Below are 21168 nucleotides of genomic sequence, written 5' to 3' on the forward strand. Positions count from 1 at the left end.
TGCTTTGTCGTCAGCGGTCAGGTCCAGCGGCGCGAGTTTGGGTCCTGGTCGTACCATCACACAACTATATGGATATTTGAGACTCAGGACACTAGTGACGAAAATGGATCCACAGGCGGCCGAAGTTCTTGGAGTCCTTCTCCAGCCGGTGGTAGCGGGCCTTGACGTCCTTGCGGTCGAGGTAGCGCAGGACCCGCTTCTTCAGCTGGCCCGACCCCTTGCCGGGGATGATCTCCACGGTTTTGGCCCCGGTGCGCTCGGCCTCGTCCATGATGTCGCTGAGGGCCCTGTCGATGTCACGGCCCTTGTTGAAGATGTCGTGCAGGTCGAGTTTGAGCCGCACCGTGCCTCCTCCGCGTCCGGTCACCCGGATGATACGGGCCGGTCGGACACCGAGGCCGCTCAGGCCCACCGGTCCGGCGCGGCACCGCGGAAATGCCGACCGCCCATCCGCCGCGGACCCCGGTCACAGGGCCGAGGCGAAGGCCTCGCGTACCGTGTCGTCGCGGTCCAGGACCGCGAACACCACGTGCTCGAACACCCCCGCGAACTCACCGCCCCACCGCAGGTGCCCCGTGAAGGCCGACGCCACCTCCGCCGGGTGGTTGCCGAACACGCCGCACCCCCACGCGCCGAGCACCAGCCGGGTCACCCCCCGCTCTGCCGCGACCGCGAGCACGCCGCGCGCCCGCGCGGCCAGGACACGGGGGATGGGGTCGGCCGGTTCGACACGGTTGCGCTCGATCATCCGCCGGTTGGGGGCCGCGCAGGTGAGGAAGGAGACCGGAAGGGGCTCCGGCAGCCACCCTCCCCGGTCGTCGCGGTACACCGGCACCCCGGGTGACCAGATCACCCGGTCCGTGTAGAGCAGGCTCTCGTGGTGCCGGTGGTGGTCGTAGTACTCCGGGCACAGCACCAGGGAGGCGTACAGTGCGCTCGACCTGGCCAGGCTCTCCTCCTGCGCCCGCGCACCGTTGGCGACGCCGCCGCCGGGCTTGCGGGCGGAGGCGAAGTTCAGCGCCGCCACGTGGGACGGCCCGGGCCCCGCCACCAGGCGACCCGCGGCCGCGAGCGTGCTCTCGCGGGTCACCTCGAACCGGGTCGCGCGCCGGGGTCCCGGCGCGGAGGGTGCCGCCGGCTCCCCCGGGAGGTAGAGGCGCGTGCCCTCCCTCATCGCCGCCAGCGCCCCCGACAGGTCCACCAGCCGGTCTCCGACCCGGTAGTGCCCCTCCTCGAAGGCGGCACGGGTCTCCTGCCACACGGCACGCAACCTCTGGGACACGGTCCCCTCCTCGTCTGGTCCACGGCGCCGCAGCCCGCCCCGCGCCAGGGGTCCGGCCCCGCCTCGGGGCACCGGGACAGGGCGCCTGCGCCGGACCCGGTCCGACCACGCAAACTACCCCCCGGGGCCCTGCGCGCCAAGCGGGTTTCCGCGTCCGGGCACGTTCCCGGCCCCGGTCAGCCGAGGGGCTTGACCGCGCAGAAGATCGCGGTGCCGGGGATCATCCGGCCGCGCACCGGCCCCCAGCCTCCCCACACCCGGTCGAGTCCTTCGGGCCACTCCGGTTCGACCAGGTCCAGCAGCGTCAGCCCCGCGCGGGCGATTGCGCGCACCCAGTCGCCCACCGTGTGGTGGTGCTCGACGTAGATCGCGTGGCCGTGGTCGTCCTCCTCCACATAGGCGCGGCGGTCGAAGTAGGACTGGTGGACGGTGAACCCCTCCTCGCCCGGGTCGTCCGGGAAGCCCCACCGGACCGGGTGCGTCACCGAGAAGACCAGCCGGCCACCCGGCCGCAGGACCCGACCCGCCTCCCCGAGGGCGTCGTCCGCCGACGGCACGAAAGGGAACGCGCCGAACGACGAGAACACGGCGTCGAAGGAGGCGTCCGCGAACGGCAGCCGCTGCGCGTCGGCCTGCACGGTCGGCAGCGTGTGCCCCGTCTCGCCGTCGATCCTCCGCGAGTGCTGCAGCTGGCGAAGCGACAGGTCGAACGCGACCACCTCGCGCACGCCCCGCGCACGCAGCCACCGGCCGCACTGGCCCGCGCCGCAGCCGACCTCCAGGACCCGGGACCCGCGCAGCTCCGCGGGGTCGCCGAGCAGGCCCGCCCGGTCCTCGGTCAGCCCTTCCGGGCACCACACGAAATCGGCGTCCCCCAGGAAACCGCCGTGTTCGGCCTGGTAGGCGTCGGCGGCGCCGTCCCACCACAGGCGCCCGGCGCGCGAGCTCTCCCCGGCGTCCACGGTGCGGCGCTCCACGTTTCCGGGGGCCGGGTAGTCACTCTCGTCGTGCATGGGGCTCCTCGTGCTGCGGCCGGGAGGGTTCAACCATCGGTGCCGTCGCCCGCGGCGCTCGCGGTCTTTGAGGGTTGCCGCTCCTGCTCCGGGGCCTGCTCGGCCTCACGGGCATCGCGCAGCTCGCGGCGGACGAGGAAGACCCATCCGGCGACGGCCACCACGGCGAACACCCACCACTGCACGGCGTAGGACGCGCTCATACCGGAGTCCACCTCGCGCAGCTCGACCGGCTCGGGTGCGGGATCGAGCGCCGGGTCCTGCCGGGTGAGCTCCACGTACCCGCCGTGGACCGGGTAGGGCAGTTCCTCCGCGATCATGCCGACGTCGACCATCATGAGCTGCCCCTCGGGCAGGTCCTCGCGGTTGCGCAAGCCGCTGTTCTCCTCCGTCTCGGAGAAGTGCAGCCTGCCGGACACGTCCACGGTGTCCGTGGGCGCGGGCGGGGGGTCGGGGGCGTCCAGCGCGGTCTCACCGCGCTCGATCCACCCGCGGTTGACCAGGACGGCCGTACCGTCCTCACCGACCAGGGGCGTGAGGACGTGGAAGCCCACTCCGCCGGAGCCGTCCCGGTTGCGCAGGAGGATCTCGTGCTCGGTGTCCCAGGTGCCGGAGGCCTCGACCATGCGCCAGCGGTCGTCGGGGGCGACGTCCCCACCGACGGCGGCCAGTTCGGAGACCGGCACGGGGTCGGCGGCGAGGTTGTCCTGCTGGAGGTTCACGGAGGCGCTGCGCAGCTCCCAGCGGTCCAACTGCCAAAAGCCCAGCCAGACGAAGCTGGGCACGATCACCAGGACCAGCGCGTGGAACGCCAGCATGCGTTGCGACAACAGGACTCTGAGCACGTCTTCGAGGTTATGAGACGCTCCGGGCCACGTCGCACCGACCCTCGCGAACGGCCGCGGGGCCGCCGGACAAGCGACGGCCCCGCGTGGGCGCCGGGCCGTGGGGAGCCTCCCCTCCCCGCGTCCCGCGCCCGTGCCGGGGCCCGGATCGCTCCGGTCCCCGGTCCGGGGCTACTCCTCGTCGACGACGGCGGCGGCCTTGCGCTTGCGGGCGAAGTACAGGCCGGCGCCGCCCGCGCCGATCGCGGCGACCGCGGCGGCGATGAGGCCGCCCAGCGCGGTTCCGGTCACGGCGAGCTGCTCGTCGGCCTGCGGCTGGGGGGACGGGCTGTCATCGCTGGTGCTGGAGTCGTCCTCGCCCTTGTCCTCCTCGCGGGGCGCCTCGGGCTCGGTGGGCTCCTCGGGGGTCTCGCCGCCCGGCTCCTCGGGCTCCTCGGGGTTCTCGGGCTCGGGCTCCTCCCCGTCGGAGATGGTCTCCATGCAGGCGGCCTGGGCGAGGCCGAGCACGGAGACCGCGTTGCCGCAGATGTCGACGGCGGCGTCGACCGGGACGAAGACCTGGTTGCCGCTGGCCACACCACCGGAACCGTCGGTGGAGGGCCCGCCCTCGTTCTCGGGGGAGGCCTGGATGATGTTGATGATGGTGGTGCACTTGGAGCTGGAGCCGCCGAGGATCGCGACCGAGTTGCCGCAGATGTTGAGGGCCGCGTCGACCGGGACGACGATCTGGTTGCCGCTGGCGATACCGCCGGAGCCGTCCGTGAGGGTGCTGGGCGCGTCGGCGCTCTCCTCCTCCAGGACCTCGACCACCTCGATGCACTCGGCCTGGGAGATGCCGCCCACGGCCACGGAGTTCCCGCACGCGTCGAGGGCCGCGTCGACCGGGACGACGATCTGGTTGCCGCTGCCGATGCCGCCGGAACCGTCGGTGGAGGCTCCCCCGTTACCGCTGGCCTCGTAGAGGACCTCCGAGACCTGCGTGCACTTGGCCTGGGAGATGCCGAGCACCGCGAGCGAGTTTCCGCACAGGTCGGCCTCGATGTCCACGGGGACGACGATCTGGTTGCCGCTGCCGATGCCGCCGGAACCGTCGGTGGTGGTGTCGGCGAACGCCGCCGTGACGGGGGCGATGACCAGCCCCGCAGTCATCACGGTGGCGAAGGAGTAACGGAGTGTGTTGCGCATGTGCGGCTAGGACCTTTCACGGAGACAGCCTTGGGTTCGCGCCGGTCGTGGCGCTGTGCGTCGTGGGCGGACCGGGTGTCCGCGACGTGGCGGAGCACTCGTCGGTCCCGCCGGCACGACCGCGGGTCCGTCACCGGCGCACGGTGGAACGGCGGGGTGACCCGCGTGCACGTGGGAGTCGTGGTCCGGCATCATCCGAAGTGGAGTTCCGGGGACGAACCGCCGACGGACCGAAACGTTAGCAAGCCGTCGGCGACTCGTAGGCGTTTTCGGAGAATGTCCGTCGCTGAAGCAATTACTCTCTGCTTACATTTTGCTACCCTAGGATATCATTACTGCTCACAGGCTTCATGTCAACCACGCAGAGTACATGATTGACAACACAAAGACACGGTGGATGATGAATTTTTTTCGGGTAAACCCCGACTCATAACCCACTAAGCACCTTAGTATATTCGTTTCATCGGCCTTCATGAGTGCCTTATACCTGACGCCCACGTTTATGCGCTATGCGATCAATGCGCATTTCGCAACGGAAGACTGAACAGTAGAAACCAGGACGGCGAGAATCCGCACCACCCGAACCCGGACACGGGCCCCGCGCGGCCCGATTCGCCCCTGTCCGCGCCCGATCGGAAAAGCGAAAAGGATGCGGAAAACAGCCGAATCAATGGCCTCATAACCTCACTCAGACCTCTCTCGCAACTCAGACAACACAGACACCATCCGTCTCAGGATTGAACAAAAGTGCTGGTCAACCCCGCGTACCCTGGGTCCGAAGGGTCTCCTCCCGGCCGGCGTCCACCAATGCCAAAACCCACGAACCAGGGACTGTCGGCCATACCCTGAGCACGAATAGTGACCACTGGTGACGGGTCGGTACGCCTTCGGCATCCAATCCGATCACGAAGGCCAACTGGAAGCGCGCGACGTGCGTCCTAGCCCAGGACATGCCCTCCGTTTCCCCCGCCCCACTGGAGCATGCAATGCAGCCCGTACCCCCGCGTCCCCGCACGCGCACGACGCTCTCGGTCAGCACCGCGACGATCGTCCTCCTCCTGGTCGCCGCCGCCTGTTCCTCGGCCGGCGACGCACCGGAGGAGCTCGCGGGGGCGGGGTCCCCCAGCGGGGACGCCTCCGCCTCCCCGTCCCCCAGCACGGAGCCCGAACCCTCCGCGGAGCCGTTCACCGTCGCCTTCGGCGGCGACGTCATGTTCGAGGGGATGCTCGAACCCCGCCTGGCCGACCCCGCCACCGCGCTCGGCCCGATCTCCGAACAGCTCTCCGCCGCCGACCTGGCCATGGTCAACCTGGAGACCGCCATCACCGAGGGCGGCACCCCCGCTCCCGGCAAGGAGTACCTGTTCCGGGCGCCCACCAGCGCCCTGGACGCCCTGGCCGCCGGAGGCGTGGACGTGGCCACCGTCGCCAACAACCACGGCATGGACTACGGCACGGACGGGCTGATCGACACGCTGGAGAACGGCGAGGCCTCCGAGGTCGCGCTGGTCGGCGCGGGCCGCGACGCCGCCGAGGCGTACACCCCCCACGTGGCCGAGGTCAACGGCCAGAGCGTCGCCCTGTTCGGTGCCACCGACGTCATGGACGACCACCTCATGGCGGAGTGGACGGCGGGCGAGGACAAGCCCGGCATGGCCTCCACCAAGAACGAGATGAGGGAGCGGATGGTCACCGCCGTCTCCGAGGCCGCCGCCGAGCACGACAACGTCGTGGTCTTCCTCCACTGGGGCCTGGAGGGGTCGCACTGCCCGCTCCCGCACGCACCCGCCCTCGCCGAGGAACTGGTCAGTGCCGGGGCCTCCGCCGTGGTCGGCGGCCACGCGCACGTGCTGTCCCCGGGAGGGTTCACGGGCGACTCCTACGTGCACTACGGGTTGAGCAACTTCGTGTTCTACAACTTCGAGGGCCCCACCGCCGAGACCGGGGTGCTGACCCTCACCTTCGACCAGGGCAGCGTGACCGGGGCCGACTGGGCCCCCGCGCAGATCCAGGGCGGCGTACCCGTCCCCTACGAGGGCGAGGCCGCCGAGCAGGCCGCCCGGACCTGGCTCGACATGCGCACGGAGTGCGGGGTCCCGCTGACCGACTCCCCCGCCTAGGAGCCGGACACGGCCCCTGGCCTCGATGCTCTCGTACTTGTAGCGAGTTCGGGCGCCCAGACCCGCTACAAGCACAAGAGCCCGGCGGAGGGGCGGGGCCGCGACCCCCTCCGGTCACCGCGCTAGGCCGTGTTCCGCGGATCATTCCGGGCTCGCAACCGCCAGGCTGCCTCTCGCTGCGCCGACCACGCTTGGACATCCAGACCCGGGCTGACCTGCGCTACTCGTCTTGCGAGAGATTGCCTGGAGGCCGCTCGCGGCGATCGGCGCAAGCGCCGAATCAACCGAAAGCATCCACGGAACACGCCCTAGAGGGCCCCGGCCCCGACCCCGTGGCGTGCGGCCACCGCGGCGATCTCGGTCAGCAGGGCGCGGCGGCGCGCAGCGCCCAGGTAGGAGGCGTGGACACCGTTCGCGGCGAGGCGCACCAGGCCGTCGGCGCCCAGACCCAGCCGGTGGGCGGTGCGGTACTCGCGGTTCAGGTCGGTACCGAACATGGTCGGATCGTCGGTGTTGAGGGTGACCAGGATCCCGGCGTCGAGCATGCTGCGCAGGGGGTGGTCCTCGATCCTCTCCACCGCGCGGGTGCACACGTTGGAGGTGGGGCTGACGTCCACCGGGATCTGCTCCTCCGCCAGGCGGGCCACCAGCTCCGCGTCGCGCATGGAGTCGATGCCGTGTCCGATGCGCTCGGCGCCGAGCACGTCCAGGGCCTCGCGCACACGCTCGGGTCCACCGTGCTCACCGGCGTGCGGGAGACTCGCGAGCCCGGCGGCGCGCGCCCTGCCGAACACCCCCGCGTACTGCCCCAGCGGCGTCTCCACGCCGCCCACACCGAAGCCCACCACACTGGGCGGCGCGTCGCGCAGAACCGCCTCCAGGGTCGCCTCGGCGCTCTCCAGGCCGAAGTCGGCGGGGAAGTCGGGGATCCACCGGAGCTGGAGGCCGTGGTCGCGTTCGGCCTCGCGGCGTGCCCGCTCGATCCCGTCGAACACCACCCGGGCGGGCACCCCCCGCATCAGGTGCGTGTAGAGGCTGACGTGCACCTCCGCGTAGCGCACGTTCTGCTCGGCCAGCCGCCGGGCGACCGCCGAGGTGAGGAGGGCGAAGTCCTCCTCCTCCCTGAGGGTCGTCACCGACGCCAGGTAGACCTCGACGAAGTGGGGAAAGTCGGTGAAGGCGTACCAGTCCCGGAGCTTCTCCAGGGTGTCCGGAATGTCCTCGGTACCGTGCCTGCGGGCCAGGTCGAACAGGGTCTCGGCCGGCATCGAGCCCTCAAGGTGGACGTGCAGCTCGACCTTGGGCAGGTCCCGGACGAGCGCGTCGACGCCGGTCTCGGCGGGGGCGGTGTGGTTCTCCATGGCGCGAGGCTACGCGCGGGCGCGCGCCCGCCCAACCCGTTCCGGGTGAACCTGACGAGGACGTGTCAGCCTCCCCGGACGGGCCCGTCCCGGCCGCGAGCGCCGACGGAGCCGCCTACGGCTACATTGCGGACATGATCCCCCAGGGCGACCCCCACCCCTCGAAACCCCGTCCGCAGCGCCTCCTCTGGGGCGCCCGGCTCCGGATCTACCGGGGCAGCCATCCCCGTGCGTTCGCCGCCCGGGCCTCGGGCGTGCTCCTGTTCGTGATGGCGGCGTCCGGCATCCTGGGCTTCACCGCGGCGAGCGGCGACGTGCGGATGGGCACCTTCCTCGTGGCTGCCCTGCTGGCAGTGACCGGCATCGTGGCGGCGGTCGTGGCGGCGGCATCCCCCTCGACGAGGCGGGCCGCCCGCGCACGCGAGGCCGCCAAACTGAAGAACCTCCCCCCGGGCACCGACCCCGCCAAGCTCGCGGAGGCATGGCGGCTCGTCCGTGAGGGCAGGCTCGGCCCGGACCCGGAGGCCAACCGGCTGGGCCGGATCGTCGTCGAGGGAGAGCTGGTCGACGGGGCGGCGGCCACCTCCGTCACCGTGTTCGTGCCACTTGCCCTTCTCAACGCCCTCCACCTCGGCATTCGCATCCGGGAGGACGGGATCTCCGGCCTCGTCCTCCTGCTTCTGGCACTGACGGCCCTCATGCTGGTGCTCGTCTGCGTGATGCCTTTCTCGTTAAGGCAGCGGCGACGCCGCGCGGAGGCGTTCCGCGACGCCTACGACACCCAGGTCAAAGAGGCACCCGACACCGCGGCGTAGGTACGGGGCCCGACACCGGGCGCAGGGGCCCACCAACAGGGCCGGGCACACCGCGGTCGGCGTGCCCGGCCCCTCGGACCCGGTCGTGGTCAGATGGTGGGCGCGGCCCCGTTGACGCTGCGGGGCACCCCCAGCGGGTTGTCGTCGCGCAGCTCACGGGGCAGCAGCGACTGCGGCACCGACTGGAAGGAGACCGGGCGCAGGAAGCGCCGGATCGCCGTGGTGCCCACCGACGTGTGCAGCGGCGCGGTGGTCGCCGGGTAGGGGCCCCCGTGGGTCATGGCGTACGTGACCGCCACCCCCGTCGGCCACCCGTTCCAGACCACCCTGCCGGCCACGGACGCGCCCAGCGCCAGCAGGGCGGGCGCCATCGCGTCGTCCTCCTCGCCGTGCACGGTGACGGTGAGCTGGCCCCGCAGCACTCCCGCGGCCTCCAGGAGGCGGCGCTCGTCGGCGTAGGCGACCACGAGGGTCGCCGGTCCGAAGCACTCCTCCAGGAGCTCGTCGGAGTTCTCCAGCAGGGAGTCCAGGTCGGTGCGCAGCAGGCTCGGGGACCAGTCCTGCCCGGTGTGCCTGCCCTGGACCAGCACCTCGGTGGCGGGGTGGCCGCTGAGGGCGTCCAGGCCCCGCGCGAACCCCTCCGCGACGCGCTCGTTGAGGAGCGGTCCGGCGGCCCGTTCGGCGAAGTCGGCGACCAGGGCGCCGAGGTCTGCGTCCTCCGGCACGAACACGACCCCGGGCTTGGTGCAGAACTGCCCCGCCCCCATGGACGCCGAGTCGGCGTAGCCGCCGAGGATCTGGTTTCCCCTGGCCGCCATGGCCGCCCGGGTGACGAACACCGGGTTCACGCTGCCGAGTTCGCCGTAGAAGGGGATCGGTTCGGACCGGGCGGCGGCGAGGTCGAACAGGGCCCGCCCGCCCGGGATGGAACCGGTGAACCCGACGGCGCGGGTGAGCGGGTGGGTGACCGCCAGCTTGCCCGCCTCCATGCCCTCCACCAGGGCGAAGGAGCCCTCGGGCGCACCGGCCCCGGCAAGCGCGGCGACGACGACCTCGGTGGTGGCGCGGGCCAGCCGGGGGTGGCCGGGGTGCGCCTTGACGACCACGGGGCATCCGGCGGCCAGCGCGGAGGCGCTGTCCCCGCCCGCCGTGGCGAAGGCGAAGGGGAAGTTGCTGGCCCCGAACACGACCACGGGGCCGAGCGGGACGAGGAGGCGCCGCACGTCCGGGCGCGGCGTCCCCCACTCCGGGTCGGCGGGGTCGACGGCGACCTCCAGGTAGGAGCCGTCCTCCAGGGTCTGCGCGAACAGCCTGAGCTGGAAGGTGGTGCGGCCCAGTTCGCCCTTGCAACGGGCCTCGGGGTAGTGGGCCTCCTCCACGGCGAGGGGCACGAGCTGGTCGGCGGCGCCGTCGAGGGCGTCGGCGACGGCGCGCAGCAGGTCGGCGCGTTCGCCCGGCGTGAGGGCGGCCAGGAGCGGAGCCGCGGCGGCGGCCCGTTCGAGGACGGCGTCGAGTTCCTCCGGTGTGGTGTCCGGGGCGGTGGTCATGGCTCAGCCTCCAGGAGGGGTGCGTGCACTGCGTCGGGCACTGATCCAACCATGCCACGCCCCCTGTTGGAAAGCGCTATCCTGAGCGGCTCGCACATCCGGTGCCCGCGTGACCACGGACCGTGAAACAGACACGATCCGACGAAAACGACGAACGGCACCGACGCGTCCGCGCTCCGCGCCCTCGGCCGCGACCCTCGGCGACGCCCCTGGTACAGGCGGGACGGACGTCTCCTGGAGAAGCCCGGGAACGAAACTGGAATTTCCCCGGAACCAGGTGATTCCGGAAAGGCATCATAGGATCCGTGACGACAAACTCCCGAAGCTCAACGCCCCCGCGGCCGCGACGTTCCCCCGGCACCACCGGGAGCACCCACGCGCCACGCGAGAGCCGTGGACCAGCCGGCGTCGCCCACGACGAACTCGCGTTCGCGCAGGCTCCCCTCCGGAGGCTGCCCGCCCAACAACGCAGCATGCTCAGAGTCCAACGCATGCTCGACTGCTGCGCCGAACTCCTCGACGAGGTCGGCTACGACAACCTCTCCACCACACGGATCGCCGAACGCGCAGGAGTCGCCATCGGCTCCGTGTACCAGTTCTTCCCGGACAAGAAAGCCATCACCCAGGCGCTCGGGCTGCGCTTCCTCGACCAGTTCGGCGCGCGGGTGACCGAGCGCCTCGCGGACGCGTCGTTCAGCCACTGGACCATCGCCGTCGACACCGTCGTCGACGAGTACATCGACATGCACCGCCACGTGCCCGGCTTCCGCAGCCTGCACTTCGGCGACATCGTCGACCCCCGGCTCCTCAACGGCGGGGCCGACAACAACCGCGTCATCTCCATCCGCCTCCGCCGGATCATCGTCTCCGTCACCGGTATCCCCGACGACGACGAACTCGACCGTGCCGTCCACGTGGCCGTCGAAGCCGCCGACGCCGTCCTCAAGCTCGCCTTCCGTGACAACGCCGAGGGCGACGCCCGGTTGATCGACGAGACCAAGCGCCTGGTCAGCAGCTACCTGTCCAACTTCTCCGAACGCAACGGAGGCGACCACCCGTGGTAGCCGACACCGGCATCACCACCAAACCCGTCTCCGGGACGGCGGCCGGGGTGCCCTTCCTCGCACTGCCGCCCGCCACGGGCGACGCACGGGCTCCACTCGTCCTCGGCCTGCACGCCTTCGAACCCCCCCGCGCCGAGGCCGCCCTCGCCGGAGCCGTTCCCATGGCGTCGCTCCCGGCCTGGCGGGTCTACCTCGGGCTGCCGCTGTTCGGCGCCCGCCTGCCCGAGGGCGGCGTCCACGAGATCAACCACCGCGGCGAACGCGACTACCTCGTCGAACTGTTCGGCCCGGTGGTGGAGGAGGCCGCCGCCGAACTCCACTCCGTCGTCTCCGAGCTGCGCGCGGCCTTCCCCGTCACCGACACCCCCGTCGGCCTGGTCGGGGTGGGGGCCGGCGCCTCCGCCGTCCTGCTCGCCCTGGCCGAGAGGCGTACACCCGTCGGTGCCGCCGCCGTCGTCAACCCGGTCGTGGACCCGGCCCTGGTGGTCACGGCCCGCGAGCGCCGCACCGGAACCCCCTACCAGTGGACCGACCGGGCCCAGCTGGCCCGCGCACGACTGGACTTCGACGACCGTGCGGACGAGATCGCCCGGGGGCACGTCCCCCTCCTCGTCGTCAACGGCGGGCTCGACGAGGTCGTGGACCCCGAGCGCGGCGGTGCGCTGCTCACCGCGCTGGCCGCGCGCACCCCCGGGCATGCGCTCCGTCACATCGTGGTGCCCGATCTGGCACATGCCATCGGACCGGAGCCCGGCCTCGAACCCGGCCCGCTCACCCCGGCCGGAGTACTCACCGACCGGGCGCTCACCGAGTGGTTCCACCGGCACCTCACGTCTTCCACGCAGGTCCGGGCGGGCACGGAGGCCTAGCGTCCGGCCCCGGTGCGCCGCTCCCGCCGTCCGGGCGGCGGCCGCCCCGACCCGTTCACCGCGTACACCCCGCTGCCTCCCCCCGCGTCCCCTTCACGGACGCCGCCGCGACAGTTGGTACGCGTTCCATGGGATCATCCAGTGGCGACCGCACAGAGCGGTCCACCTGACCGTTTCGACTCATCCTTCAGGAGGGCGAACCACGTGACGGAACCGGCACCGGTCTTTGCCAGCCGGGTCGACAACGAGCGGTTGAACGCACAGCTCCGTTTCCTTCTGGAAGTCGACAAGCTCAAGCGCATTCTGCGGCAGAACCTGCTGGTGGACGGATCCCGGCGGGAGAACTCGGCCGAGCACTCCTGGCACCTGGCCCTGTCCGCCCGCATCTTCGCCGAGTACGCCCCCCAGGGCACCGACATCGACCGGGTGGTCGAGATGCTGGTGCTCCACGACATCGTCGAGATCGACGCCGGGGACACCTTCGTCTTCGACCAGGTGGACTCCGAGACGCAGGAGGAACGCGAGCGCGCCGCGGCGGCCCGCATCTTCCCCCTCCTGCCCGAGGACCAGGCCGAGCGCGCCCGCGAGCTCTGGGAGGAGTTCGAGGACCGCGTCTCCCCCGAGGCCCGCTTCGCCCGTGCCGTGGACCGGCTGTCCCCGATGCTCGCCAACTGGCACAACGAGGGCGGTTCCTGGGTCCGCTTCGGCATCACCCGCGCGCAGGTCACGGAGAAGGTCAAGCTGATCCAGGAGGGCTCCGAGGCCCTGGGCGCGTACGCGACCGCCCTGATCGACGACGCCGACCGGCGCGGCTACTTCCGCGCCTGAGCACCCGCCGTCCCGCACCGCCCGTGCGGGCCCGTCGGCACTCCGTGCGTCACGATGTCGCGCCCGATGCGGACGCGACGGCCACGCGGGTGCCGGGCGGGGCGGGTGCGGCCGGAGGTGTCAGACCCGGCCCATGACCAGCTGGACCGCCGCGCTCAGCCCCACCACGACCAGGCACACGCGCAGGGCCGCCGGACTGAGCCTGCGGCCGAAGTTGGCCCCCAGGTAGCCGCCGATGATGGTTCCGGCCGCGATGAGGCCGACCACCGGCCACGACGGCGAGGCCAGCACGATGTAGAACACGGCCGCGGTGCTGTTGGCGATCGTGGTCAGCGCGTTCTTCAACGCGTTGAGCCGCTGGAGGTCGTCGTCCAGGGACGCGCCGAGGATGCTGACCAGGATGATCCCCTGCGCGGCGGCGAAGTAGCCGCCGTAGGTCCCGGTCACGTAGGCGCCCAGCGGCAGCAGGGGTCCCCCGTTCTCGGAGGCGGGCCTGCGGGCGCGCGCCCACCTGGTGATCCGCGGCTGGAAGAGGATCAGCACGCACGCGCCGCCGATCATGAACGGCACGACGAACTCGAACACGCCCGCGGGCAGATAGATGAGCAGGAGCGCGCCGGTCATCGCGCCGAGGAAGGACATGCCGCCGAGCCGGAGGATCCGGCCGCGCTGTCCGGCCAGCTCGCGCCGGTAGGCGATGGTCCCGCTGAGCGTGCCGGGGGCCAGCCCGATGCTGTTCGACACGGTCGCGGTGACCGGCGGGAAGCCGAGGGCGAGGAGGACGGGGAACGTGAACAGGGTTCCCGACCCCGCGATCGCGTTGACCCCGCCGGCTGCCACACCAGCCAGAAGGACGACCGCCGCCTCCCAGAGTTCCATTCGACCAGCTTTCGGGCTCCCGCTCCCCGACCGTCGAGGGCGTCAACAGACTACGAGAGCGGATCACGGGTGCCCGACGCCGGGGATACGTGATCCAGGCCATGGTGACGGGCCCCGCCGGGAACGTCCCGGCGGGGCCCGGAAAGCACTCCGCCCCGCAGTGCGGGCGCTGTGCGCGCCGCCGTGCGGGGCGGGAGGAACGGAACCGTGGTCGCGGCGACCGGGTCAGGGCACCCGCACGACCTCGTCGCGCAGCCGGTCGAAGGCGGTGCCGACCCCCTGGAGGGCCCTGCCCATCTCGGACGGGACGATCCAGACCTTGTTGGCGTCGCCCTTGGCGATCTCGGGCAGCTTCTGGAGGTACTGGTAGGCCAGCACGTCCGGGTCCACGCGGCTGGTGTGCAGCGCCTTGAACACCATGTGGATGGCGTCGGCCTCACCGCGCGCCCGGAGCGTCTGGGCGTCGGCGTCCGCCTTGGCGGTGAGCATCTGCGCCTCGGCGGAACCCTGGGCCCGCAGCACCGCCGCCGTGCGCTCACCCTCGGCGCGCAGCACCGAGGACTGCTTCTCACCCTCGGCGCTGAGCAGCTGCGCGCGCTTCTCGCGGTCGGCGCGCATCTGCATCTCCATCGCCTCCTGCACGGAGGACGGCGGCTCGATGCCCTTGAGCTCGATGCGGCTGATCTCGATGCCCCAGTCACGGGTGGCCTCGTCCAGCACCGTCTTGAGCTCGCGGTTGATCTCGTCGCGCGAGGTGAGCGTGCCCTCCAGGTTCATGCCGCCGATGACGTTGCGGAGGGTGGCGAGGGTGAGCTGCTCGACGGCCTGGATGAAGTTCGCGACCTCGTAGGTGGCCTTGTAGGCGTCCCGCACGCGTATGTAGACCGCCGAGTCGACCTCCACCGCGAGGTTGTCCTCGGTGATGGCGGACTGCGGGGGGAAACTCACGACCTGCACACGGCGGTCGATCCGTTCCCGTACCTGGTCGACTCCGGGGATGACGACATTGAATCCCGAGCTCAGTGTTCGGTGGAACTTACCGAACCGCTCGACGACATCCTCCATCGAGTGGGGAACGATACGCACGCTCCGCCAGAAGATGATCAACAGAACCGCGACGAAAAGCGCCACGATGATGATCATGGTCATTGACGCACCCCGGTCTCCGAACGAGGGGCGACGTTCAGCATCGACATCTGGGCAGCTCCGGATCTCCTGACGGGGGTGGCAGGCGGTGTGGCGGAACACATCCACCGGCGGCCCGCCCACCCGAAGATCTCGAAGCACGCCGAAATGGAGCGATCCGCTCACCGAACGCTGACGCTACCCCATATACGCCGGGGCGACCACATCTGGACAGGAATACTGTTTAGGGACAATAGATTTCTGTTATTACCGCAATCCCTATAGGTGTCAGCCCACGCAAACGCCCCTGGTCACACCGCGCGCGCGTTCCAGCGGTCGCCGTCCCGCTCCACCTTGAGCGCAAGACCGAAGGTCTCCGACAGGTGTTCGGCGGTCAGGACCTCGTCGATCGGCCCCGCCTTCACGACGCCGCCGTCCCTGAGCAGCAGCACGTGCGTGAACCCCGCCGGGATCTCCTCCACGTGGTGCGACACCACGACCAGGGCGGGGGCGGCCTCGTTGCGGGCCAGCCCGCCCATACGGCGCACCAGGTCCTCACGACCGCCCAGGTCCAGGCCTGCTGCGGGCTCGTCCAGGAGCAGCAGCTCCGGGTCCGCCATCAGCGCGCGGGCGATCAGGACCCGCTTGCGCTCACCCTCGGACAGGGTGTGGAAGTCGCGGTCGGCCAGGTCCGCGACCCCCCAGTGGCCGAGCAGCGCGCGGGCGCGGCCGTAGTCCGGACTGCCGTACTCCTCGCGGAACCGGCCCACGTAGCCGTAGGCGGCGCTCAGCACGATGTCGAGGACGGGGGTCCCCGGCTCGATCCGCGACGCCACCGACGCCCCCGCGTAGCCGATGAGGGGCCGCAGCTCGAACACGTCCACCCGGCCCAGCCGCTCACCGAGGATCTCCACGTCGCCCGCGGTCGGGTACAGCTGGCTGAACGCCACATTGAGGAGGGTGGTCTTGCCCGCGCCGTTCGGCCCGAGGACCGCCCACCGCTCACCCTCCAGCACTGACCAGTCCACGCCGTTGACCAGGGTGGTACCACCCCGTCGAACCGTGACCCCGCTCAGGCCCAGAACCCGCCCGTCCATCGTCCTCCCTCACATCACGCCCCACGCCGGTGCACGGGCCGACCTACCCTGAAGCAATGCAACTCACGTCCGCACCACTCGTCGCCTGGGGCAACGCCTGGCTGTCGGGCCACGTCGGGCTCGACGACGCCGTCGACGCGGTCGAACGGCGCGGCGGCCCCAACCTGATCGGGACAGTACCTGCCGCGGACCTGCCCTTCGACAGCGGCGTACCGCTGCGGTCAGCACTGGTACGACTTCGCGGCCTGGGGCTGTCCGCGTTCCGGCTGTCCCTGCCGACCTGGGGAGACCCGCTCGGACTCGTCGGTCCGAAGGAACTCAACCAAGCCGCCATCGAGGCACAGGAGGGGGTGCTGGTGCAGCTCACCGACCAGCAGATGGGCCTGGTGCCCTCCGCCGACCGGCGTGGTTCATCCTATGTGGGTGTTTCGTGGGCGCCGTATCGGGCCGACGCCGCGCTCCCCCAGGTGCCCGACCTGGCCGAGGCGGAGCAGGCCCTGAAACTCACCGTCATCGAGGTCGCCAGGCTCCTGGAGGGCGTGGACGACATCGCGGCGTTCGCCCCGGGGGTGCACCGGGAACTGGGCGACCTGGGCGGACGCGAGGCGCCTTCGCTGGCGCACGGGTACCCGCCCCGCGCCCACCGGGTGGCGGCGCAGGCGGGCCGGCTGGCGAAGGTGGTCAGACTGGCCGAACCAGCGTCGGGCCGGGGGATGAGCGCCCACCAGGCGGCGGCGCGGTCGGAGGCGCTGCGGAGGCTGGACGCCGCGGTGCGGCGGGCCCTGGTCGCCGCCCACGCGGCCATCGCCCTGCCGGGGTAGGCGCGGGACGACCGCTGAGCCGCCCGGGAAGCGGGGAGGGTGATGCGGCGAGCCCCGGCTCCTGGCTCCGGGCCGCCCCGAGCGGCCTCACCGCGCGGGCGCCCCCGCCCCGGGATCGGAACCGGGGGGCGCGGTGCGCCCGCTCCACGCACCCCGGCGTACCGCCACGAGGTGGGCGCAACGGGCCGAGGTGACGACCACGCAGGCCAGAGCAACGACGGCGAGCGCCACCCAGAACGAGGTGAAGAGGTAGGGCACCTGGAACCACGCGACGTCCCGCCCCCGGTACAGCCACCCGACCACCTCGTGCAGGACCGCCAGGAGCAGCGGAGGCCCGGCGTAGGGCAGCATGCGCACCGCCACCGCCCACCGGCCCTCCCTGGCCAGGGCCCAGCCGCGCGCCCTGCGCGCACCGCGCCAGGCGAGCGGCACGGCGGCGGCGCCCGCGGAGAGCAGGAGCGCGTCCACGGCCAGCGCGGCCGTGCCCGTCGGCGGCGCGGGGGCGCTGCCCGTGTCGACCAGCTCGACGAGCGCGGCGGCCAGTGCGTGGGCGCCGCCCCACGAGCCGGTGTTGGCCATGACGGCCACGCCGTACCCGCTGTCGGGCAGCAGGGCCTGGTGTGCCGTCGCGGTGAGCAGGTCTCCCCCGTGCTCGACGAGCGGGGCCCCCGAGGCGGTCTCCCCCAGTGACCAGCCCAGGGCGTAGGAACCGGAGATCGCGGAGGGTGTGTGCAGGGCGCGGACGCCGTCCTCGGACAGCACACGGACACCGTCCGGCCCCAGACCGCCGTTGTTGTGGGCGACGAGCCACGCGCCCATGTCGGCGGCGGTGCTGACGACCCCGCCGGAGCCGTTCCCGAATCCGGGGGGCTCATCGGCCGGGAACGAGCGGCCGAGTACGAAGACGTGGCCGCGGCCGCCGGCCGGCAGGTCCAGGTCCGTGTCGATGGTGGTGCTGTCGTCCATCCCCAGCGGGGAGAAGACCTCCGCCTCCAGGTGGTCGGCGAAGGACCGTCCGCTGACCACCTCGACCAGACGTGCGGCGACCTGGGCGTTCGGGTTGTGGTACTCCCAGTGCGTGCCGGGCTCGGCGGTCAGGCGCGCGCCGCGCAGGTCCTCCACGGCCTCGCGCAGGGTGAGGGTGCTCCGGCCCCGGCTGTAGGAGGCGAACTCCGTGTCCGACATCCCGGAGGTCTGGTCGAGGAGCTGGCGCACGGTGATCCTGTCCGCGCGGGGATCGGCCATCGTGAACTCGGGCAGGTGCTCCCGCACGGGGTCGTCCAGGCCGAGTCGGCCCTCCTCGACCAGTTGGAGGACCGCCAGCGCGGTGACCGACTTGCTGAGCGAGGCCACCGCCATGGGCGTGTGCTCGGTGACGGGTTCGCCGCCGGGCGTCGTTCCGTACCCCCGGGCGTGCACGACCTCCGCGCCGCGGGTCAGGACCACCGCGGCGCCGGGCAGGCCGGTCGCACGGCGGTACTCCTCCACGACGGCGTCCACGGCCCCGGGCGCCGGGGCGTGCGGGGTGGAGCCGGAGGCGGGGGCCGCGGACAGGAGCAGGAGCACGGCGGCGCCGAGCACGGACAGGGCGGGGTGGGCGAAGCGCCCGCGCGGGAGGCGGACGGGGTCGCTGCCGGACGGGGAGGAGATCATGGGACAACGCTAGGAAAGCGGGGCCCGAGAGGGACATCGTGTGCGCCTCCCCTCCGTCCGGGGGTTTCCCGCAGGGTGCCCCCTGCTGCCGCCACCACGCCCCGGAGCCGGTCGATCTCCGGGACCACAGCGGGTATCCCTCCCCGAAGACCGTGAAGGGCCCCTCCCGGGCCCGTGGTACGGGTGGAGGGCGTTGCGGACGCTCCCCGGACGGGAGGTTTCCGGGGGTGAAGACCCGCGGTGTCCCTGCGCACCCTGGGACGGAAGACGGGAAGTCTCGGGGTAGGCCCAGGGGATATACCTGATCCACCAGGACGCGAGAATGCCGATACTGGGTATGTGGGTAGCCGGGCCCCGGCCCCGCGGAGTGAACGAGGAGATCAGTCATCATGCAGCCCGAGCACATCCGAGCCTCCGACGCGGACCGGGACAAGGTTGCCGAGCGGCTCCGGGAGGCCGTGGCTGAGGGTCGCCTCACCCCCGTGGAGCACGAGGAGCGCCTCGACACCCTGTACAGGGCCAAGACCATCGGTGAGCTCGCACCGATCGTCTCGGACCTGCCCGTCTTCGGACAGGGCTTCGACTACGCGGCCATGGAGCGCCAGTCGTCCGAGTCCCCGAGCGGGATGGAGATCCTGGGCAGCGAGGCCCGCGACCTGGCCGGGCAGAGCAAGGGCTCGGAGAACCTGGTCGCGGTGTTCGGCGGCTGCGAGCGCAAGGGCCGCTGGCTGGTCGAGCCTCGGACCAACGTGTCGGTGCTCTGCGGCGGTGTCGAGCTCGACCTTCGCGAGGCGGTCCTCAGCCAGCACGAGGTGACCATCCAGATCGCCGTCATCATGGGGGGCGTGGACATCACTGTGCCGCATGGGGTGAGGGTGATCAACAACACCTCGGCGATTCTGGGCGGCGCCGACATGCACGGCACGGACCAGGTCACCGACCCGAACGCGCCGGTCATCCGGCTGACGGGCACCTGCATGCTGGGCGGAGTCGACATCAAGGCCAAGGGTCCGCGCCGCAAGAAGAAGAACAGGGGCAGCCGGCGGGCCGGAGAGTGACCTGTACCGCTCCTCCAGCTGTCCACATAGTGAACTAGCTGGGAAAAGGACCTGCCCTGCCCGTCCGGACCTCCCTATGGCCGAGTACCGTGGGTGGCGCCATGAATGATGATTCCACGTTGTTGGTGACAGTGACCGGGCGCGACCGGCCGGGCATCAGCGCACGTCTCCTGAGCACCCTCTCCGTCTTCCCGGTGACCATCGTCGACCTCGAACAGGTCGTTCTGGCGGGTCGCCTGGTGCTGGGGACGGTTCTCGGGGTCGACGAGCGCGTAGCCCCCGGGGTGAGCCGCCGGCGGGTCTTCGAGGAAGTGCGCAGCGCCCTCGACAAGACCTCGATCGACCTCGACATGGAGGTCGAGTACGAGAACGGGGACGGCACCGGCCGTGTGAACGACTTCGCCGCCGGCCGTCTGCACGTGACCGTTCTGGCAGACCCTCTGCGCCCCGGCGCCCTCGGGGCGATCACGTCGTGCGTGGCCAGAGCAGGCGCCAACATCGACCGGATCGAGCGGCTGTCGAGCTACCCGGTGACCTCCGTGGAGATGGAGATCTCCGGGGGCAACGCGGCACAGCTGCGTGCCGAGCTCGCCATGGAGGCGTCCACCCAGGGGGTCGACGTCGCCGTCCAGCCCAGCGGTCTCCACCGCCGGGCCAAGCACCTCATCGTCATGGACGTGGACTCCACCCTGATCCAGGGCGAGGTGATCGAACTCCTGGCTGCGCACGCCGGCTGCGAGAAGGAGGTCGCCCGGGTCACCGAGGAGGCCATGCGCGGCGAACTGGACTTCGAGGAGTCCCTGCGGCGCCGGGTGGCGCTACTGAAGGGCCTGGACGCCTCCGCCATCGACGCGGTGCGCGAGGAGATCCAGCTGACCCCCGGCGCACGGACCCTCATCCGCACCCTGAAACGCCTGGGCTACGAGTGCGGGATCGTGAGCGGTGGATTCACCCAGATCACGGACGTACTGGTGGAGCGCCTGGGGTTGGACTACTCGGCGGCGAACACCCTGGAGGTCGTGGAGGGGACACTGACCGGAGAGCTGGTCGGCCCGATCATCGACCGGAAGGGCAAGGCCACCACGCTCATGCGGTTCGCCGCGGAGGCTGGCGTGCCTTTGGAGCAGACGGTGGCGGTGGGCGACGGAGCGAACGACCTGGACATGCTCCAGGTCGCGGGGCTGGGTGTCGCGTTCAACGCGAAGCCGGTCGTCCGCCAGCAGGCCGACACCTCCGTGAACGTTCCCTACCTGGACACGATCGCGTTCATCCTGGGTATCACCCGCGAGGAGATCGAGGCCGCCGACCTGCACGGTCTGGCCACCGAACCGACCTCTCTCGCGATGACCGCCACAGCACGACACTGACGCCCGTCGGCGGGCCCGGTCCGTCGGCGGAGTTCCGTGACATCCCGTGGCGCCAGGGGTGGTGGACAACCCCCCTGGCGCCATTTTTCACCAACGCATTTTCACAAACGCACAAGCTCGGGCGACAAAAAAGGGAGGGAGCCACCCATCACAGGCAACCCCCTCCCCAACAAAAAACCGTGGCAGCGACCTACTCTCCCACCCCACCACAGGGCAGTACCATCAGCGCAAGGAGACTT

The 21168-nt window shown here is 71.4% G+C and carries 19 protein-coding genes; 8 read left to right on the forward strand and 11 right to left on the reverse strand.

The window, feature by feature from the left end:
- Positions 1-91 precede the first annotated feature (91 nt).
- The 5 genes from ACFWTE_RS25960 to ACFWTE_RS25980 all read right to left on the reverse strand — a co-directional run bounded on the left by ACFWTE_RS25960 (position 92) and on the right by ACFWTE_RS25980 (position 4325).
- On the reverse strand, positions 92-343 hold the full coding sequence (locus ACFWTE_RS25960; protein ID WP_378782528.1) for a Smr/MutS family protein: 252 nt from the start codon (positions 341-343) through the stop codon (positions 92-94).
- A 123-nt stretch (positions 344-466) separates the two neighbouring features.
- Positions 467-1282, reverse strand: coding sequence for a TIGR02452 family protein (locus tag ACFWTE_RS25965; RefSeq protein WP_378782529.1), 816 nt, complete (start codon positions 1280-1282; stop codon positions 467-469).
- Positions 1283-1458: 176 nt separating this feature from the next.
- Positions 1459-2295 (reverse strand): class I SAM-dependent methyltransferase, encoded by an 837-nt coding sequence (locus tag ACFWTE_RS25970; RefSeq protein WP_378782530.1) that lies wholly within the window; start codon positions 2293-2295, stop codon positions 1459-1461.
- Between the two features lie 29 nt (positions 2296-2324).
- Positions 2325-3140 carry an SURF1 family protein gene (locus tag ACFWTE_RS25975; RefSeq protein ID WP_378782531.1) on the reverse strand — a complete coding sequence of 272 codons (816 nt, stop codon included), beginning with the start codon at positions 3138-3140 and terminating at the stop codon, positions 2325-2327.
- A 171-nt stretch (positions 3141-3311) separates the two neighbouring features.
- Positions 3312-4325, reverse strand: coding sequence for a chaplin family protein (locus tag ACFWTE_RS25980; protein ID WP_378782532.1), 1014 nt, complete (start codon positions 4323-4325; stop codon positions 3312-3314).
- A 986-nt stretch (positions 4326-5311) separates the two neighbouring features.
- Here ACFWTE_RS25980 and ACFWTE_RS25985 point away from each other — a divergent pair.
- Positions 5312-6445, forward strand: a complete 1134-nt coding sequence (locus ACFWTE_RS25985) for a CapA family protein (protein ID WP_378782533.1) — start codon at positions 5312-5314, stop codon at positions 6443-6445.
- 308 nt (positions 6446-6753) lie between these two features.
- Here ACFWTE_RS25985 and add read toward each other — a convergent pair whose 3' ends face one another.
- On the reverse strand, positions 6754-7806 hold the full coding sequence (gene add, locus ACFWTE_RS25990; RefSeq protein ID WP_378782534.1) for an adenosine deaminase: 1053 nt from the start codon (positions 7804-7806) through the stop codon (positions 6754-6756).
- A 62-nt stretch (positions 7807-7868) separates the two neighbouring features.
- On the opposite strand from add, the gene ACFWTE_RS25995 reads away from it, so the two are divergent.
- Complete coding sequence (locus ACFWTE_RS25995) at positions 7869-8621, forward strand: hypothetical protein (protein WP_378782535.1); 753 nt, start codon at positions 7869-7871, stop codon at positions 8619-8621.
- Positions 8622-8710: 89 nt separating this feature from the next.
- Here ACFWTE_RS25995 and ACFWTE_RS26000 read toward each other — a convergent pair whose 3' ends face one another.
- Complete coding sequence (locus ACFWTE_RS26000; RefSeq protein WP_378782537.1) at positions 8711-10168, reverse strand: aldehyde dehydrogenase (NADP(+)); 1458 nt, start codon at positions 10166-10168, stop codon at positions 8711-8713.
- Between the two features lie 473 nt (positions 10169-10641).
- Here ACFWTE_RS26000 and ACFWTE_RS26005 point away from each other — a divergent pair, with 473 nt between their 5' ends.
- From ACFWTE_RS26005 to ACFWTE_RS26015, 3 genes are all read left to right on the forward strand, one after another.
- Entirely contained in the window at positions 10642-11232 is a 591-nt protein-coding gene (locus ACFWTE_RS26005) for a TetR/AcrR family transcriptional regulator (RefSeq protein ID WP_378782538.1), read from the forward strand.
- Positions 11226-12101, forward strand: coding sequence for an alpha/beta hydrolase family protein (locus tag ACFWTE_RS26010; protein ID WP_378782539.1), 876 nt, complete (start codon positions 11226-11228; stop codon positions 12099-12101). Before ACFWTE_RS26005 ends, ACFWTE_RS26010 begins: the two co-directional genes overlap by 7 nt.
- Before the next feature lie 204 nt (positions 12102-12305).
- Positions 12306-12929, forward strand: a complete 624-nt coding sequence (locus ACFWTE_RS26015) for an HD domain-containing protein (protein WP_378782540.1) — start codon at positions 12306-12308, stop codon at positions 12927-12929.
- A gap of 120 nt (positions 12930-13049) precedes the next feature.
- Here ACFWTE_RS26015 and ACFWTE_RS26020 read toward each other — a convergent pair whose 3' ends face one another.
- The 3 genes from ACFWTE_RS26020 to ACFWTE_RS26030 form a co-directional block, all read right to left on the reverse strand.
- The gene (locus ACFWTE_RS26020; protein ID WP_378782541.1) at positions 13050-13808 is read right to left on the reverse strand and encodes a sulfite exporter TauE/SafE family protein; all 759 of its coding nucleotides are present in this window, start codon (positions 13806-13808) and stop codon (positions 13050-13052) included.
- Between the two features lie 225 nt (positions 13809-14033).
- Positions 14034-14957, reverse strand: a complete 924-nt coding sequence (locus tag ACFWTE_RS26025; protein ID WP_378782542.1) for an SPFH domain-containing protein — start codon at positions 14955-14957, stop codon at positions 14034-14036.
- A 287-nt stretch (positions 14958-15244) separates the two neighbouring features.
- A complete protein-coding gene (locus tag ACFWTE_RS26030) occupies positions 15245-16030 on the reverse strand; it encodes an ABC transporter ATP-binding protein (RefSeq protein ID WP_378782543.1) in 786 nt (261 codons plus the stop codon).
- A 56-nt stretch (positions 16031-16086) separates the two neighbouring features.
- Between ACFWTE_RS26030 and ACFWTE_RS26035 the strand changes: the two genes are divergently transcribed.
- On the forward strand, positions 16087-16851 hold the full coding sequence (locus ACFWTE_RS26035; RefSeq protein ID WP_378782544.1) for a hypothetical protein: 765 nt from the start codon (positions 16087-16089) through the stop codon (positions 16849-16851).
- Positions 16852-16938: 87 nt separating this feature from the next.
- Here ACFWTE_RS26035 and ACFWTE_RS26040 read toward each other — a convergent pair whose 3' ends face one another.
- A complete protein-coding gene (locus tag ACFWTE_RS26040) occupies positions 16939-18504 on the reverse strand; it encodes a serine hydrolase domain-containing protein (protein ID WP_378782545.1) in 1566 nt (521 codons plus the stop codon).
- Between the two features lie 389 nt (positions 18505-18893).
- On the opposite strand from ACFWTE_RS26040, the gene ACFWTE_RS26045 reads away from it, so the two are divergent.
- Positions 18894-19562, forward strand: a complete 669-nt coding sequence (locus ACFWTE_RS26045; protein ID WP_378782546.1) for a DUF1707 domain-containing protein — start codon at positions 18894-18896, stop codon at positions 19560-19562.
- A 101-nt stretch (positions 19563-19663) separates the two neighbouring features.
- The gene (gene serB / locus ACFWTE_RS26050; RefSeq protein ID WP_378782547.1) at positions 19664-20929 is read left to right on the forward strand and encodes a phosphoserine phosphatase SerB; all 1266 of its coding nucleotides are present in this window, start codon (positions 19664-19666) and stop codon (positions 20927-20929) included.
- The last annotated feature ends 239 nt before the right edge of the window (positions 20930-21168 follow it).

Source organism: Nocardiopsis sp. NPDC058631 (assembly GCF_042716955.1).
In the GTDB taxonomy this organism is placed as follows: Bacteria; Actinomycetota; Actinomycetes; order Streptosporangiales; family Streptosporangiaceae; genus Nocardiopsis.